At 43.6% G+C, this 15,744-nt stretch carries 13 protein-coding genes; 10 read left to right on the top strand and 3 right to left on the bottom strand.

What is annotated here, in order from left to right; genetic code table 11:
* Positions 1-108: 108 nt before the first annotated feature.
* Both ACPK8D_RS14265 and ACPK8D_RS14260 read left to right on the top strand, forming a co-directional pair.
* Positions 109-900: a helix-turn-helix transcriptional regulator gene (locus ACPK8D_RS14265; protein ID WP_424718522.1), complete on the top strand. Its 792-nt coding sequence runs from the start codon at positions 109-111 to the stop codon at positions 898-900.
* A 73-nt stretch (positions 901-973) separates the two neighbouring features.
* Positions 974-1,450 (top strand): DNA-deoxyinosine glycosylase, encoded by a 477-nt coding sequence (locus ACPK8D_RS14260; RefSeq protein ID WP_424718521.1) that lies wholly within the window; start codon positions 974-976, stop codon positions 1,448-1,450.
* Positions 1,451-1,562: 112 nt separating this feature from the next.
* Here the strand turns inward: ACPK8D_RS14260 and ACPK8D_RS14255 are convergent, their stop codons facing one another.
* From ACPK8D_RS14255 to ACPK8D_RS14245, 3 genes are all read right to left on the bottom strand, one after another.
* A complete protein-coding gene (locus ACPK8D_RS14255) occupies positions 1,563-1,742 on the bottom strand; it encodes a 4Fe-4S binding protein (protein WP_424718520.1) in 180 nt (59 codons plus the stop codon).
* 247 nt (positions 1,743-1,989) lie between these two features.
* Positions 1,990-3,915 (bottom strand): SWIM zinc finger family protein, encoded by a 1,926-nt coding sequence (locus ACPK8D_RS14250; RefSeq protein WP_424718519.1) that lies wholly within the window; start codon positions 3,913-3,915, stop codon positions 1,990-1,992.
* 218 nt (positions 3,916-4,133) lie between these two features.
* Complete coding sequence (locus ACPK8D_RS14245; protein ID WP_424718518.1) at positions 4,134-6,635, bottom strand: PAS domain-containing protein; 2,502 nt, start codon at positions 6,633-6,635, stop codon at positions 4,134-4,136.
* Between the two features lie 1,312 nt (positions 6,636-7,947).
* Here ACPK8D_RS14245 and ACPK8D_RS14240 point away from each other — a divergent pair.
* The 8 genes from ACPK8D_RS14240 to ACPK8D_RS14205 all read left to right on the top strand — a co-directional run bounded on the left by ACPK8D_RS14240 (position 7,948) and on the right by ACPK8D_RS14205 (position 15,588).
* Positions 7,948-8,367, top strand: coding sequence for a hypothetical protein (locus ACPK8D_RS14240; protein ID WP_424718517.1), 420 nt, complete (start codon positions 7,948-7,950; stop codon positions 8,365-8,367).
* A gap of 6 nt (positions 8,368-8,373) precedes the next feature.
* Positions 8,374-10,620, top strand: a complete 2,247-nt coding sequence (locus ACPK8D_RS14235) for an AAA family ATPase (RefSeq protein WP_424718516.1) — start codon at positions 8,374-8,376, stop codon at positions 10,618-10,620.
* A gap of 100 nt (positions 10,621-10,720) precedes the next feature.
* Positions 10,721-11,326 carry a DUF4255 domain-containing protein gene (locus ACPK8D_RS14230; RefSeq protein WP_424718515.1) on the top strand — a complete coding sequence of 202 codons (606 nt, stop codon included), beginning with the start codon at positions 10,721-10,723 and terminating at the stop codon, positions 11,324-11,326.
* 1 nt (position 11,327) lies between these two features.
* Entirely contained in the window at positions 11,328-11,936 is a 609-nt protein-coding gene (locus ACPK8D_RS14225; protein WP_424718514.1) for a hypothetical protein, read from the top strand.
* Positions 11,937-12,019: 83 nt separating this feature from the next.
* The gene (locus ACPK8D_RS14220) at positions 12,020-14,503 is read left to right on the top strand and encodes a phage tail sheath family protein (RefSeq protein ID WP_424718513.1); all 2,484 of its coding nucleotides are present in this window, start codon (positions 12,020-12,022) and stop codon (positions 14,501-14,503) included.
* Positions 14,504-14,562: 59 nt separating this feature from the next.
* Positions 14,563-14,997 (top strand): phage tail protein, encoded by a 435-nt coding sequence (locus tag ACPK8D_RS14215; protein ID WP_424718512.1) that lies wholly within the window; start codon positions 14,563-14,565, stop codon positions 14,995-14,997.
* 88 nt (positions 14,998-15,085) lie between these two features.
* Complete coding sequence (locus tag ACPK8D_RS14210; RefSeq protein WP_424718511.1) at positions 15,086-15,406, top strand: phage tail assembly protein; 321 nt, start codon at positions 15,086-15,088, stop codon at positions 15,404-15,406.
* Positions 15,403-15,588, top strand: coding sequence for a DUF6760 family protein (locus tag ACPK8D_RS14205; protein ID WP_424718510.1), 186 nt, complete (start codon positions 15,403-15,405; stop codon positions 15,586-15,588). The genes ACPK8D_RS14210 and ACPK8D_RS14205 overlap by 4 nt, the downstream gene beginning before the upstream one ends.
* Positions 15,589-15,744: the final 156 nt, after the last annotated feature.

The following is a 15,744-nucleotide window of genomic DNA, read 5'->3' as shown; positions in this document are numbered from 1 at the left end:
TTGTGCAGACCTAATCTTTAGAGTCTGTGCAGACTTGATCTTTAGAGTCAGATCCCCCAATGAAATTCCAGATATCACTCCAGAATCGCTTTCCGGAGGTTAAATTGAATGAGTATGGAACTGCAGTTAATAGACATAATTTTTTTTTCGGACAAGAGGAAAAATTTGCTTCTGCTCCTGAAGGAAGGGCCAAAGACAATTGAAGAAATTAAGACCGCGCTTGACGTCAGTTCCAGTCCTATAATGGCCCAGATCCGCATTTTGCTCAAGGAAGGGCTGCTGGTGCAAAGAGGAGACAGCTATGAGCTCTCGATAAAAGGAAAGCTTATTATTCCCAAAATGGAACCTCTTCTCTCCACTTTCCAGATTTTCGATGAAAACCATGATTACTGGGCAAGACAGGAGTTGCGGACTCTTCCTCCCCACCTGCTGGACCGGATTGGAGAACTTGGCAGCTGTAGAGAGCTTTTACCCGAGAGAACCCATATCTTTGACTACCCTCCTGAGATCATGGACCCACTTTACAGATCAAGGACAGTTATGGAAATCTCTTCATTTTTCCGCCCCGGATATCCGAGCCTCTATCTGGACCTTGCAAAAAGAGGTATTGAAGTTTCACTTGTTCTGGAAAGGCCAATCTATGAAAGACTGATTTCCGACTACACGACAGATGCAGAAAAGTTCTTAAACCTGGAAAACACGCGCCTTTTTGTATGCGACCATAAAATCGAGCTTGCTTCCAGCATCGTTACCGATCGGTTTGTTTCTCTATCCATGATCTCTAAAGAGGGAAGATACTATAATCATGAAATGGTGAGTTTCGAGAAAAGCGCTCTTGCCTGGGGACAGGAGCTTTTTGACTATTACAAAGATATGTCCGAACAGGTAACTGAGATTTAACTAAAATTAACTGAAATTTCAGTTTTTTGTTCCCAAAGTTTGAAATAGCCTTAAGTTCCAGCTTCTTTAATCAATGAAAAAGCAAGGTTTTCCAGCAGTAATTGATGAAAATACTGAAATCCTGATTCTCGGGTCTCTTCCGGGCGACGTTTCTATCAGGAAACATCAGTACTATGGGCACCCAGGCAATGACTTCTGGAGGCTGCTCGGCAGTATTCTCGGAGAAGATCTTCAGGGTATGAATTATCAAAACCGGCTTGAAACCCTGAAAAGCAATAAAATAGGGCTCTGGGATGTGTTTAAAGCCGGAAAAAGGGAAGGAAGCGAGGATGCAAAGATAAAGGACGAAGAGATAAACCGATTTTCAATGCTGAAAGATATGGCTCCGAACCTGAAGCTGGTTCTTTTTAACGGCAAGAAATCCGGACAATATGAACCGATTGTAAGGGCAATGGGGTATGAAACAAAAGTCCTTCCCTCTTCAAGCGGAGCGAACCGGCGATTTCCGAAAAATAGGAAGTCAGAATGGGAAGCAGCTTTCAAGCGTTGATAGGCCAGGCGTTGATAGGCTCTTCCTGATCTCCACAATCTCCCCACTCCTCGAAATAATCTTATTTTGTTTGCAGAATCTATTTAAAACGTGTAATTCCTGTCTTTTCAGGTTATCTTATCTCTATAGCATGTATGGGGCAAGCTTCTTCACAGGCTCCGCAGTCTACACATTCTTCTTCATCTACGACTGCACAACCTTCGTCCTCGTCAATAACGATTGCTTCTACAGGACACTCCTCCACACAGGTTCCACAGCCTGTACATTCTTCTTTCTTGACTTTTGCTGGCATATTTTTATAACTCCTTTCTTTCGTTTTTCTCCATACCTTTTTCTATACTTCTCTATTACTCTTCTAAACTACTCTGTTCCGATCTACTGGGATCAGTATTTCTTAAGTACATCCGGGATTTAGAAGCTAAATTTATCTGAAATCTAAGTTAGTCTGAACCCATTTTTATTTATGTTATTTTATATATAAATTTGCTCTTAAAATTCACCAACCCTTTTTGCAGCCAGGCTTCCTTTTTTGTTCTTTTTCACTCGCCGATTATTCGGTCTTCTCCCAATCTATCCAAAATTTCAAGCAACTTTCTTTTACGTCTGTTAATTTCCCTTATCTCCCCGAGATAAGCTTCCCACTCTTCTTTCTTTCCAATGGACTCCAGAGTTTCCTTTATTTTTCGGAAATACATTGATGCTGTTTCATATGAGCTTACTTTTGTTTCGGAGATCAAACTTTCTGCAAGTTTTTTCCATATTTCAACTGCGATTTCAGGATATTTGCCCTTTATTGCATCAGCAATTTCATTTTCTGAGACGGAATCCCTGTATTTTTCGGTCCCACTCCTGCTTTTTTTAAGCTCTTCGTACCAGTGGACTGCTTCGTCAGCATCATTCTCTTGAATAGCTATCTGTATTAACAGGTCAAGGACAGGAGGTTTGATTTTTCTTAAAGAGCCAGTCTCCAGAAGCCCTGTTTTCGGGAGAATTTCAGGAAGGATTGAAGATTCCTCCGCAGTTTTGGCTTCCTTGGCTGGCAGCTTTCCGTTTCTCAAGTACTGGAGGGCAGCCTCTCGGATTTCCTGCCATTTCCCGATTTTTCCGGCTGCTTCCCGCATCTTAATATAGCTGGCCAGCTGGGGAAACCTGAAAAACTCTTCCGTTTCAAGAGCAGCTACAAAAAGCCAGTTTTCTTCCTTTTCTTTAATCTCAACAAGCATCTGCAGGAGCTCCCTGGCATTGCCAGGTTTATCTTCTCTGCTCTCTTTAACTCCCTTATAGATCCATTCTTCTGCTTTCTTTTTTTGTCCGGAGCCGAGTAGTTCTCTGACAAGCCTTAGATAATTGCCTGTTCTTTCGGCTTCGAGTTCGGAGATCGGGATAATCTCTTCAGAAAGCCCGCCTTTTCTCAGGGCATCAATAAGCCTGTCAACAACATAATCTCGTTCCCAGGATGAGTCCTGCAGGACACCTTTTCCTTTTCCGGTTTTTTGCAACCGGGCTTTCAGGGCTTTTGCAAATAACCGCCACTCTTCCCGAGTAAAGTCTCCTTTCCAGAAAGTATGCTCATTAAGAATGTTGTAGTTGTCTTTTAGCTCAAGCTCAAGGGCATAAAGCATTTTCTTATGTGCAGGAAGAGAAGATTGAGGTAACGCTCTGAACACCACGTCCATGCAGCTTGAAATTTCGGTTCCGATTTTTCCTTCTTCGTCATATTCCGCAATTTCCTCATACCTGTCCATAAGCTCTTTTCCTATCTCGAGCAGCTCATCAGGATGGCCTGAATCAAGGATACTTTCCAGCCGAACCTGCACGTTTGAAAAATCAGGCACATCCTCGCCTTCGGAACTCCAGAAATCATAGTCCTCAGTTTCTTTCCAGAGCTTGTCCAGCTCGGAATATATGCTCCGAATAATTCTCTCCGGATTTTCGGATGCAAGGCTCTGACGGTCTCTGAGATACCTGGCAAGCCTGACATCTCTTTTTGCAAACGCTGTCAGTATTTCGATTAATTCCGATTTTTCCAGCTGTTCCAGATACTCACGAAAGGCCAGTGAAGATTCCTCGGCCCCATAAGCTCCGGAAGTGCCGGCTCCTGCATACCGTCGCCTGGATCTTTCAATAAACAGGTCTTCCTCAGTAATAACCGGGATGTCTTCTCCCTGCTCTATATGGTCGAGATATTCGAGTACGACTGCAACTGCGTGTTTGCACTCATATCCAACAGGGCAGGTGCAGGTCGAGCTTAGTTTCCCGTTTTCCAGGTGCACTTCTGTAAAATACTCTGTTGTCCCCTCTACAAGGGCAACCAGGCTGCCCGTGGAGGTGCATTTGATTTCTTTCACCCGCCCTTCTTCCTGGTATTTGATCCCCTTTGCAGTGGCCTTATCTCCAGCCCAATTCTGGAGATCGCTCCATTTGAGTTCCTTGAAAGTGTGGGGATCTTTGCTTTCTTCTGGCATATATGATTATTTATACGCCGTAATATAAAAATAGAATCATGAGCCGAATTATAAGCTCGGCCATAGAATTCGGTCTTTTAGTCCGGCTGCAAACCAGCGTTAAGTAAGGAAAAAATCTCATATTTTGAATGTTAACCGAAATGGCACGGATATTAAAGTGTTAAAGCGGGCATATCCTTCAGGAATCTTCTTCTACTTTCCGGAGCCTTCTGTTGCCTTCAGGAATCTTCTGCCAGATAGATCCGTGTTGTGAACTCCGTTCCGCCATCGGGTTTAAGTTCAAGCTCTCCGTCCAGCTGATCTACCAGTGCATTTACCAGTTGCAGGCCAAGTGTATCAGGGTTCTCGATATCAAGTTTTTCAGGAAAACCCACACCGTTATCCGAAACTATCAGAATAATTCTTGTTCCCTTACATCTTTCCTTATACTCTTTATCCTCATACTTTTTATCTTCAAACGGTTTATCTTCACATTTTTTACCTTCAGATCCTTTATCTTCGTCTGCGAAGGGTTTACTTTCGCTCTTTTCGTCTTTATAGAGCCGGATTCGGATTTCCCCTTTCCTCTGTCCTGGAAATGCATGTTTTAATGAATTCGAGACGAGCTCATTGACAACAATTCCGAGGGGAATTGCCATATCCACATCGAGGAAAACATCCTCTTTGAGATCGGTTTGCAGGCCTACTCCGGGATGATCAACCCTGTAAGTCTGGAAAAGGTTCTCGACCAGTTTCCTGAGATATGCTGCAAAGTTGAGTGTCTCGGTATTCTTTTCCTGATAAAGTTCCTCATGGATAAGAGCCATGGATATGATCCGGCTCTGGCTCTCCCTGAAAGCTTCTCTCACTTTTTCGTCTTCGAACTTTTCAGCCTGGAGATCCAGAAGTGAAGAGATTACCTGCAGATTATTTTTGATCCTGTGATGAATCTCCTTTATGCGGGCTTCTTTTATTTCGCTCAGAGCTTCTTCTGCCTCTTTTTTCTCTGTAATATCGTAAACTGCCCCTTGATACTTATCTGACTTCCCATCCCTTCCCGGAATTTTCTGATACAGCTCTTTTATCCATCTTACTTTTCCGTCCTTACATACTATCCTGTACTCAAATTCGGTATCATGAGCACGGGCAGAATTTTTAATCATGGTTACCTGTTTAAGGACAGCAGGTCGATCTTCTGGATAAATGATGTTCATCCACATAACCTGCGTAGACATGAAATCCTCTTCACTATATCCGGTAATCTCTTCGACAGTCCCGTGAGTGAACTCAGGAATAAGGTCTTCATCAAGCTGAAAAGCAATTCCCTTGAAGTTATGTATAAATGAACGGTATTTTTCCTCGCTTTTTTCCAGCCTTTCCTGGGTGAGCTTTCTTTCAGTAATATCTTTAATTATTCCGAGAATTCTGTTCACTTTACTTTCTTTATCTTTCAGGCAGACCCCGGTGTCTTCAATAAAAATGTAATTTCCATCCTTTTTCGTGTATCTGTATTCTGAACGGTAAGTGCCCCCATCCGTAAGACACCTGTGGTAAGCTTTCTCTATATTATCCCTGTCTTCCGGGTGAATCCTGCTCAACCATAATTGAATGCCCGCATCCTTGAAATCTTCAAATGGAAAACCCGTAAGTTTCTCAATATTGCCTGCCCAATCAGCATAATCTTCCTCTACATCGTAATCGTATACTAACTGCCCTGTCTGTTCAGCAATTATACGGTGTATTTCTTCACTCTTTTCAAGCCGTTTGCGGGTAAGTTTCTCTTCTGTAATATCCTTGACTACCCCAAGAACTCTATAAGTCTTGCCATCCTCGTTTACGAGATATGTCCCTGTATCCTCAACGTAAATATAGGTCCCGTCTTTTTTCCTTAGCCGATACTCTACACGCTCTCTTCCGCCGGTTTTCCTGGCTTGCATAAAGTTTTCAATCACATAATTCCGGTCTTCAGGATAGATATGCTCTATCCAGTTCTCCAGAGTAAAATTTTTAACCTCTTCCAGGCTGTACCCGAAAACTTCTTCAACAGCGCCTGCCCAGGAAAGCCTGTTATTTTCCAGATCGTTATCATATACTAGCTGTCCTGTCTGTTCGGTGACGATTCTGTACCTCTCTTCAATTTCTTCAAGGGATTTTTCGGATTTCCTGAGGCTGGTGATGTCCTGCAGAACCGTAACAAGCCCAAATATGTCCCCGCTTTTATCCTTGAAAGTGGATCTATTTACAAGGAAAATTCTTTTTTCTCCGTCTGCAAGGACCATTTCCTGCTCATGAGTCCGGCTTCCTCCTGACTTCAAGAGGTCGATGTCAACCTTATCCCATTCCCTGCAAATTTCCAGGAACTGCCTTCCGTCCAGTATAGCTCTTTCGGGAAACCTTTCTACTAATTTCCTGCAGATTTCAGATGAGGTGAATCCAACAATTTCCTTCTCAGGGAGACCGATAACCTGTCTGGCAAATATCTCATTAACCCCCAGATACATCCCATTCTTATCTTTATAGGAGATGGGATTGAGTATTGTATCAAGCATAGTTTTAAGAAATTGAAAGTCGCCCTGAATTACAGGCTCGTTTTTATCACTTGCCGGAGTCTGGCTGCGGAATATCTTGCCTGCGGCGTTTAACTTTTTAGTGCTCTCATCTTCCGGTTTTCCAGGTTGCTGCTCTCCACTTTTCATTTGCTTGGCTCCTTTTCCTGGCTTCATAAGCTCCTGGCGCTGCATTAAATGGAAAACCCTCAAATTTCGCCAGATGCGATTATTCCGTTTGAGCTCAGAATTCTTTTCAGCAAAACGGCCTTTTAAGGTTTTTACTCGAATCGTACGATATTTTTATAAACTATTCTATGGCCTTTATAAATTTATACATATACATTGAACAAATTCACATTGAACAAATTCCTGAGTCGCAAACCTTTTCAAAAAACGCTTGATCACAAACCTTTTCAAAAAAGGTTTGATCGAAAACGCAAACTTTTTCAAAAAAAGTTTGATCAAAAACGGCGAAAGTCTGTGATTGAGACTGATAATAATCCCCAAACCCTATCCGGCGTGATCAACCGGCCCAGCGGTTGCGGCCCAACGTTTGCGACCCAACGGTTGCGCTCAAGGAGGCTAATTTCTAATAAAGACACTGAGCTGCACTGGAAGGGCTGAATTATGGGCAAGATAAACTATTTTTCAATTTGCTGAAGAGGGATAATTTATCGATATGAAACGGTGCTTTTAACTCGCCCAGGTAGGAGAATTTAAAAAAGTTGAAGCTTTTCCAGGTCTTCTTTCTGGTTTATGAAAAGTTAAATGAGTCTTTTCGTGTGGCCGGAATTTATGGAAACTTGAGCGGGTTAACTGCGTTTATCTATCTTAAGCTATGAAGAAATTTCGATTTTTCCTCTTCCTCCTCATTTTCTTTTTCTCGGTTTTTACTTTCTTCCTCTTTTTTCTTTGTTTTGAGGTTTCTCTGAGTTTTCTGAGAGATGTGGTGGGTTAAAATGAGCGAGGCTTAATGGATTAATTTTCAATAAAATGAATCCGGAGGAAAGAGTTTTTAATCGAATTCAAGAAAGGGAAAGATCTGAAATATGGTTAAAACTACCTGAAACGATTGTTAATTTTTAGATAGACTGGGGATTTTTCCTTAGGCGGATTGGTGATTTTGCTGTTCAATCAGCAAAAATAGTTGAGATATATTACTTTTTTGGATAACAAAGAGCGTTTTGAGTAAGTCATCCTTATATTAAAAAACAATTTCCAGAGTGGAACCCCTTTTCGCTGAGCTAACTTAAGATACTTTATTCAGAATTATTGTTATCTGGAAACATATATAATTCATAACATATATCTGATATTTAATAAAAACTTCCTTTTGGATGTATAAAACTCTTTAATTCTGGGGGAAATTCTGGGGGAGCGAGCAATCGGGCGATGATAATTCCCTTGCGTAGTGTAGACGCCGGATCTTTCAGGCTTCTGGCTGTTTTATTTTTTTGCTCTAACTTCTGGTTTACTTTTGATTTTGTCTACTTCTGAGGCAGGAGTGAAATTACTTTCAGCCAGGTATATAGAAGGGGGTGATTATATTATTTTATGCGAATGTGGGGAGTTAGTAGAGGAAGACACTTTTAAAGATTATATACAAACTTCGGCCAATCCTTCTACAAGAACTATAGGTCATCGAAAGTGCGGGATAATTTTCAATTTTATTGACGGTAAAAGTCCAAAGAAATATTCTTCTCGAAAAGAATTGAAAATACTGGCCGCTAAATTTGCAGGTAAAAATGAGCTGCTTACGGAAAATACAGAAAGATTTCTGCTTGAAGTGGACCGTCTAAAGTCCTGCGGCCAATTCTCCGATGCCGAAATCCTGGTTGGTGCATATAAAAAAATACTGGAAGCTGCTGGAAGCGAAAAGCGCCCTGAAAGCCAACCCGAACGAAACCGGGGCCTGATAGGCTGATTTAGAATGTTCACTTCGGTAATGTCAAAGCGTGCATACGGAATCCACATGAAACCTTATGCTGATAATTTCGAGCACCTTCTTGATGAATTCTCCAGAATCGATCGACTGATCCGCAGCTACCTTAAAGTGTTTCAGGCAGGGCTTTCTGAGCCTGTTGATGAATTTAGAGGACTTTACGTTTCGGAAGCTGAAATCGAGGCATTTCTAGAGTCCCGGGGTCTTGAAACGGGGCAAAAGCTTCTGCCGGATTCCGTACTGGAAGAGGTCGAAGCTGCACGCAGGGATAGCAATATCAGAAACGTAGAGAGCCTGAAATGTGGCAGGGAACTGAGGCTTCAGATTTTATCCGAACTTTTCAACCTGGATACCTTTGAGATTGATGTGCTTTTAATCGGGCTTGCCCCGGCACTGGATCTCAGGTATGAGAAAATCTATTCTTATCTTCAAAACGATGTGACCAAAAAACAGCCTTCAGTCGACCTGGCTCTTAACCTGCTCTGCCCGACAATAGAAGCAAAACTTCAGGCAAGAGCGTATTTCTCGCCAGTCTCTACCCTGCTCAAAAACAATCTGATCTACCTTGCAGGAAAAGAAGCAGGTGAGTATCCTGAAAAGCAGCACTCTGTCATATCGGCTTTCATAAAAGTAGATGACAGAATAACTGACTTTTTACTCGGGTTCAATGAGCCGGATTCGCAAATTCTGGGTTTTTCATATCTCATAAAAGCAAAAAATTCCTTTGAGACCCTGATCTTGCCCGAGGACCTGAAAAACAGGTTGCAGGACTCTGTAAACTGGCATCTTCAAAATAAAATTCCTTTGAAGGTTTTATTCAAGGGGCCTCACGGAAGCGGGAGAAAAGCTACAGCAGAGGCTGCCTGCAGGGAAGCTGGGATTAATCTGCTTATCGTTGATTCGAAAGCCTTTTCCAGGCACGGATTCTCTGAAATTGCGGATCTGGTGCTCAGGGAAGCGCTCCTTCAGGAATCAGCCCTTTATCTTGAAAACTTTGATGTTCTGGCTGCAGATACAGAGGTCGGGCTTTTCATGAAAAATTTCCTTCATGACCTGAAGACCTTCCCAAACTGGGTCTTTCTGGCGGGAAGCTGGTCCTCCGAACAAAAAGAAGACCTGCAAGAGAACCTGATGGACGGCCTGGTAAATTACGGCTTTCTTCCTTTCTCCTTTCCCGTCCCTCCTTATTCACTGAGAAAAAAGTTGTGGGAAGCTTTCCTTGAAGGAAACTCCCTTCTGGAAGAGAATGCGGATCTGAAAGAGCTTGCGAGCAAATTCAGGTTCACAGGAGGCCAGATAAAAGATGCGGTCTGTACGGCAAAAGAGATTGCAAGGGCAAAAAACCCGGATGTTCCGGCATTGTCGGCAGGGACTCTTTATGAAAGCTGCAAAATCCAGTCAAACCAGAAACTGAGCGCGCTTGCCGTGAAAATCAGCCCGCAATATAACTGGGGAGATATCATTCTTCCGGGAGATACCCTGGAACAGTTAAAAGAAGTCTGCGGCTTTGTCAGGTACAGGGATACTGTGTACTCAGACTGGGGTTTTGAGAAGAAATTGTCTCTAGGAAAAGGTTTGAATGTGCTGTTTTCTGGCCCTTCGGGGACCGGAAAAACCATGGCAGCGGAAATTCTTGCATCGGAAACTCAGCTGGACCTCTATAAAATAGACCTTTCATGCGTTGTCAGCAAATACATAGGAGAGACTGAAAAGAATTTGAGTAAAATTTTCAAAGAAGCTGAGACCTGCAATGCAATTCTCTTCTTTGATGAAGCCGATGCTCTTTTTGGCAAGAGATCCGAGGTGAAAGACGCCCATGACCGTTATGCGAATATTGAGACCGCTTATCTGCTCCAGAAAATGGAGGAACATGAGGGGACCGTGATACTTGCGAGCAACTTCCGAAAAAACATGGACGACGCATTTCTTCGCAGGCTGCATTTTACAATCGAGTTTCCTCTTCCCGATGAAAAATCCAGGGAACTCATATGGAAACATACCTTTCCTGCCGAAACTCCGCTTGGGAAAGATATTGATTTTGCTTTTCTCTCAAAATTCAAACTTACCGGGGGTAATATCAAAAACATAGCGCTCTCAGCTTCCTTCCTGGCCGCAGCCGGCTCAGGAGAGGTTGGAATGGAACATCTAATCAGGGCTACAAGACGTGAATATCAGAAAATTGGAAAACTTTTTACTGAAGCTGATTTTGGGGAGTATTCCAGATTTTTGAAATAAGGGCACAGGCCCTGTTTACAATACAGCCTTAAAACTACGGATTTTCCTGAGTGGGAAATCTCTGTCCATTATTTTCAAGCAATATGGGGGGATAAGATCATTGTCTGATTACAGAGCAATAGCTGACGTTGGAGAGACCTTGATTGAACTTTTAAGGGACAACATGCAGGACCTGGTTGACAGGGACTCAATAGTGTTATTTTCTCCTGGAGAAATCGATTTCAATGAGAATGTGCGGCTATCTCTTTTTCTGTATCAGGTGCTTGAAAACGCCCACCTGAAAAATCAGGAAATGCAGGTTGCAAATCACACAACGCTTACATTTCCGCCGCTTACCCTTGAGCTATATTACATGTTGACATCGCATGTAGCGTCAGGAGCCCAGGATAAAACTGCCAGGTCGCTGGAAGAATATACCGTACTCGGGAGGGCTCTTAGAATCCTGTACGACAATTCCATTCTGAAAGGTTCGGTTCTGAAGGGAAACCTGGACAAAAACCAGGAATTGCACATCGCGATAACTTCCCTGAGCCTGGAAGACCTGGCAAAAATCTGGAGTACCTTCCCGAATAAGCCTTTCAGGCCTTCAGTTTGTTATGTGGTTACTCCTGTAAGTATCGATTCGGAAAGGGAAATGGGTGTTCAGAGGGTGGTGTCCAGGGAAATAAACTATGCGCAGATGAAGGCCGGTAACGGGGGAAAATGAAATGGCTTTTTCCAGGCTCTGTGAGACCGATACCTGTACTGTATATCCTGGGGATGTTCGAACTCTCAAGCTGTCTTTTGCAATCTGGCTGATCGATGATTATACAGAAGACAAACCTGTCGGCGGCATCCGGATGGAGATTAAAAATACGGGTAAAAAAGCCTTCAGGAACCTCAGCGGATATTATTGTTTTACGGGACTTGAGGCAGGGAGTTACACTGTAAGCATCAAGCCTGAGCTGTATTTCCCTGAAGAAATAATAGCCGATATGTCAGCTTTTTCCGATCCGAAGAACCCGGTAGTTGAAGTTAACGGTAAACCTGAAATTGCCCTTAAACCCAACCCGGGGTATCCGTTCCCTGCCATTGCGACTCTTGTTAGAGGTCTGATAGAGTCAGGCTCAGGAAAACCGGTAGCTGGCCTGAGAGTTCGCGTGAAGGGAAAAGATATAGAAAATCTCACAGACAACAGGGGAGAGTTCGTACTTTACTTTAAAAATGTCGTAAAAACCGAGGAAGTAATCCTGATAATAAACGGAGAGCCTGGTGAGCACTCCATAACAGTAGAAGAAGGAAAAACAGTTTCTGCAAAAAAAATTTTGATACCGTGAATAACTTAATAACGCAGGTTTTTGAGAATCGGGCAAACTTCAAAATCAGAAATCGGGGGACTGCCCGGATATAATGTTGATCTATGATCAAAATAGGGGGAATAAATATACCGGAATATTTAGCACCAGGGGTATATATTGAAGAATTCGAAATCGGGGCAAAACCTATCGAAGGTGTCAGTACAAGTACGGCTGGATTTGTAGGCTTTGCGGAAAAGGGTCCTCTTAACAGGCCGACTCTGGTAACGAGCTTTGCGGAGTACCAGAGTATTTTTGGGGGGTACCTGTATAAAGATGGCCAGCTTGACGATACAATATATAATACGATACGCTGGCTGCCTTATGCGGTAGAAGGTTTTTTCAGCAACGGAGGCAAGCGAGCATATGTAATCAGGGTAGCTGGCAAAAATGCAAAACCTGCTTCCGGTCATATACCGGACATCTCGGGAGTTACGACTACACTGGTTGCAGACGCTAACGCAGGATCTTTATTGCTGGATGTCAAGGATGCAACAAACCTCAACCCTGAAGATCTTGTATTTCTCAGGGACGGCGCCCTTTCGGAATACATACAGGTGAAATTTGCAGGTCTTTCCAAAGCCCTTGCCCTGAACACGCCACTGACAGGTGGCACTCAGGAGGACGGGACTTTTCCTCCAGGCACTAAGATCGTAAAACAAACTATTGGTTCCACGTTCACTTTAAAAGATGATGTGAATGCAGGCGATCTAAAAATTAATGTCGACGAAGACGTTAGCGGGTTAGCCGAGGATGTAATACTTTTACTCAGGGGCAAAGAAATCGAGATATGCATTGTCAAGGCTGCCGACGCAGGCGCAAAGTCAATTGAAGTAAAATCTCCTCTAAAGTTTAAACACGCTAAAGGTGTGAAGATAGATCTGGTTTCCGATTCGACACCGATAGACCCGCTTTCTGAACTGGAAAATGGAGATTTTATTATCCCGGTTGATCAGGCTGCATCAGTGAGTAAAGACGATGCTGTCAGGATAGGTGAGAATTATTTCCTCATTAATGAGGTAACAGGGCCCGATATACTGCTTATTACGAAAGACAAACTCAGGTACACACACAACGTGATAGCAGGTCAAAAGCCGCCGGAAATAAAAAAGCTGGTAGACGCTATCAAAGTCAATGCCTCAAACGAAGGAAAATGGGGTAACAGCATAAAAATAATAATAAAAGATAGTTCCCTTTCTAAAGCAAAACTAAAAGGAGACGTTGCAAATAAAGACACCTTTGAACTGAGTACCGTAAACGGTATGGAAAAAGGAACCCTGCTGAAATTCGAATCTACTGACAAAGACCCCTCCTATGGAGTGGTAAAAGAAGTCATCAACACCGGAGACAGTAAAAAAGTACAGCTCTATGATAAAATCTCTGAAACCCTGAAAGATGGTATAAACGTTTCTTCAGTTGAATTTGATCTTATTGTCCGGTTCAACGGTTCTGAAGAAGTCTTCAACCAACTTTCCATGAACAGCGATCACAGCCGCTACATAGAAAAAGTAATTACTGAAGACAGTTCGCGCCTTATAACAGTAGAAAACGTCAGTAGTACGGGAGACCCGGCTAAAAAAATCCCATTGCCCACACTGGATAAGGAGCCCGGATGGCTTCTTACTGGAGGAACTGACGGAGCCCCGGCAGATGCAAAGTCAGTTGAGCAAATCTACGAAGGCAAGGATGATGTAATCCCTGAAAACAGGAAAGGGATCTATGCGCTGAAAAACAAAGACGATATAAGCATAATTGCGGTTCCGGGAATCACTGCACAGGCAATACAGGATAAGGTAATTACCCAGTGTGAAGAATTAAAAGACCGGTTTGCGGTTCTGGATCCAGCCCAGGGTGCCGACCTCGATGAGGTTCAGGAACAGCGCAATTTGTACGATTCCAAATATGCTGCCCTTTATTATCCCTGGATTCAGGTCTATGACCCGGTTTTCCTGAAACCGGTCAACGTTCCTCCAGGCGGGCATGTCTGCGGAATTTATGCCCGCAGCGATACCGAAAGGGGGGTCCATAAAGCTCCTGCGAACGAAAAAATCAACGGGGTACTGGATCTTGAAAAGTATAAGGGTAGTGCAAGGATTATTACGAAAGGCCAGCAGGAAGTCCTGAACCCTAAAGGGGTTAATTGCATTATTCCTTTCCCGGGCAGGGGGATCAGGGTCTGGGGTGCCCGTACAATTTCCAGTGATTCGCTCTGGAAATACATAAACGTCCGCCGCCTGTTTATCTATATCGAGAAATCCATTGAAAGAGGAACACAATGGGTCGTTTTTGAACCGAATAATGAAAAGCTCTGGGCAAGGGTTAATGCAACAATAACCCAGTTCCTTACCGGGGTCTGGCGGGACGGGGCGCTTATGGGGACAAAGCCTGAAGAAGCCTTTTTTGTCAAATGTGACCGTACAACCATGACCCAGGACGATATTGACAACGGAAGGCTGATATGCATTATCGGGATTGCTCCTGTAAAACCTGCAGAGTTCGTTATCTTCAGGATAGCCCAGTGGGCCGGGGGATCTGCAGCGACAGAGTAATTGCTGGCAGAAATTCAAGTGAAAACTGATTAAAATCATTCAGAGAAGGGGGATAAGATATGGTAAGAGCAGATCCATACAGACAGTTCAGGTTCAGGGTAGAAATTGACGGGATCACTCAGGCAGGCTTCAGTGAATGCACTTTCGGAGACACGACCACCGATGTGGCCGAATACAGGGAGGGAGACGAGTCCCCAAGGCCCAGAAAGTTGTCAGGGCTGACAAAATACGGAAACATAACTCTCAAGTGGGGCATTACGGATTCACTGGATCTATACAACTGGAGGCAGCAGGTGATAGATACAGGCGCCGAGGGAGCGCGGAAAAATTTGTCGATAATCCTGATTGATGAAGCCGGGGCAGATAAAGCCCGCTGGAACATTGAGAGAGCCTGGCCAAGCAAGTACGATCCCGCTGACTTCAATGCCAAGGGGAATGACGTGGCCATAGAGACCCTTGAAATCGTCCATGAGGGTTTCAAGCGGGCTTCGTGAGAGTGCTGAATGTCTTTTTAGAGAAATTTAAGGGGGAATTTTTCTGGAGTTTCAAACCGAGTTTGATTTCACCCTGCCTAAAGGCTATGTGGACAGTGAGGGGAACCTTCACAATAAAGGTACCATGAGGCTGGCAACAGCTGCGGATGAGATTCTTCCCCTGAAGGATCCGAGGGTCAAATCCAATCCTGCATATTTGACTGTAATTTTGCTTTCCAGGGTTATTACGAAGCTTGGGTCCCTTGAAAACATTAATCCGGCTCTCATAGAGAATCTTTTTGCTTCGGACCTGGCATACCTTCAGGATCTCTATGCAAGGATCAATGAAAACGCTGCAAACGAAATCCAGGCAGTCTGCCCAGAGTGCGGGCACAAATTCGAATTAGAGGGGCTGGAACCGGGGGAATGACCGGCTACCCCCTCGAGAGATTGTACGAGGAGGTAGCCTTCATTGCCTATCATTTCCACTGGCCTCTTGAGGAGATCATGACGCTTGAACACAGGGACCGCCAGCGCTGGTGCGAGGAAATCTCGAAGATAAACCAGCACCTGAGTAAAAACCGTGAAAGAAGCATCCTCGAGGCCGAATAAGGAAGGAGAAAACGCCAGGAACAAAAATGCGAAAAGCGGAGATAGAAAACGGAAGAATAAGGAAAAAAAGACAAAAATAGGAAGACTGAGGCAAAAAAACGGAAAACGATGAATATTGGGGTAAAAAACAGGAAAATGGGAAAAAAGGCAGTTTTG

Origin of the sequence: Methanosarcina sp. (assembly GCF_049706645.1) — an archaeon.
Lineage (GTDB): Archaea > Halobacteriota > Methanosarcinia > Methanosarcinales > Methanosarcinaceae > Methanosarcina.
This window is presented reverse-complemented; position numbering and strand designations above follow the sequence as displayed.

What these genes read in the sequence shown, in the direction of transcription:
- ACPK8D_RS14205 (WP_424718510.1), top strand. Translation starts at nt 15,403, where the DNA reads ATGACCGGCTACCCCCTCGAGAGATTGTACGAGGAGGTAGCCTTCATT.
- ACPK8D_RS14235 (WP_424718516.1), top strand. Translation starts at nt 8,374, where the DNA reads ATGTTCACTTCGGTAATGTCAAAGCGTGCATACGGAATCCACATGAAA.
- ACPK8D_RS14215 (WP_424718512.1), top strand. Translation starts at nt 14,563, where the DNA reads ATGGTAAGAGCAGATCCATACAGACAGTTCAGGTTCAGGGTAGAAATT.
- ACPK8D_RS14225 (WP_424718514.1), top strand. Translation starts at nt 11,328, where the DNA reads ATGGCTTTTTCCAGGCTCTGTGAGACCGATACCTGTACTGTATATCCT.
- ACPK8D_RS14250 (WP_424718519.1), bottom strand. Translation starts at nt 3,915, where the DNA reads ATGCCAGAAGAAAGCAAAGATCCCCACACTTTCAAGGAACTCAAATGG.
- ACPK8D_RS14260 (WP_424718521.1), top strand. Translation starts at nt 974, where the DNA reads ATGAAAAAGCAAGGTTTTCCAGCAGTAATTGATGAAAATACTGAAATC.
- ACPK8D_RS14265 (WP_424718522.1), top strand. Translation starts at nt 109, where the DNA reads ATGAGTATGGAACTGCAGTTAATAGACATAATTTTTTTTTCGGACAAG.
- ACPK8D_RS14255 (WP_424718520.1), bottom strand. Translation starts at nt 1,742, where the DNA reads ATGCCAGCAAAAGTCAAGAAAGAAGAATGTACAGGCTGTGGAACCTGT.
- ACPK8D_RS14245 (WP_424718518.1), bottom strand. Translation starts at nt 6,635, where the DNA reads ATGCAGCGCCAGGAGCTTATGAAGCCAGGAAAAGGAGCCAAGCAAATG.
- ACPK8D_RS14220 (WP_424718513.1), top strand. Translation starts at nt 12,020, where the DNA reads ATGATCAAAATAGGGGGAATAAATATACCGGAATATTTAGCACCAGGG.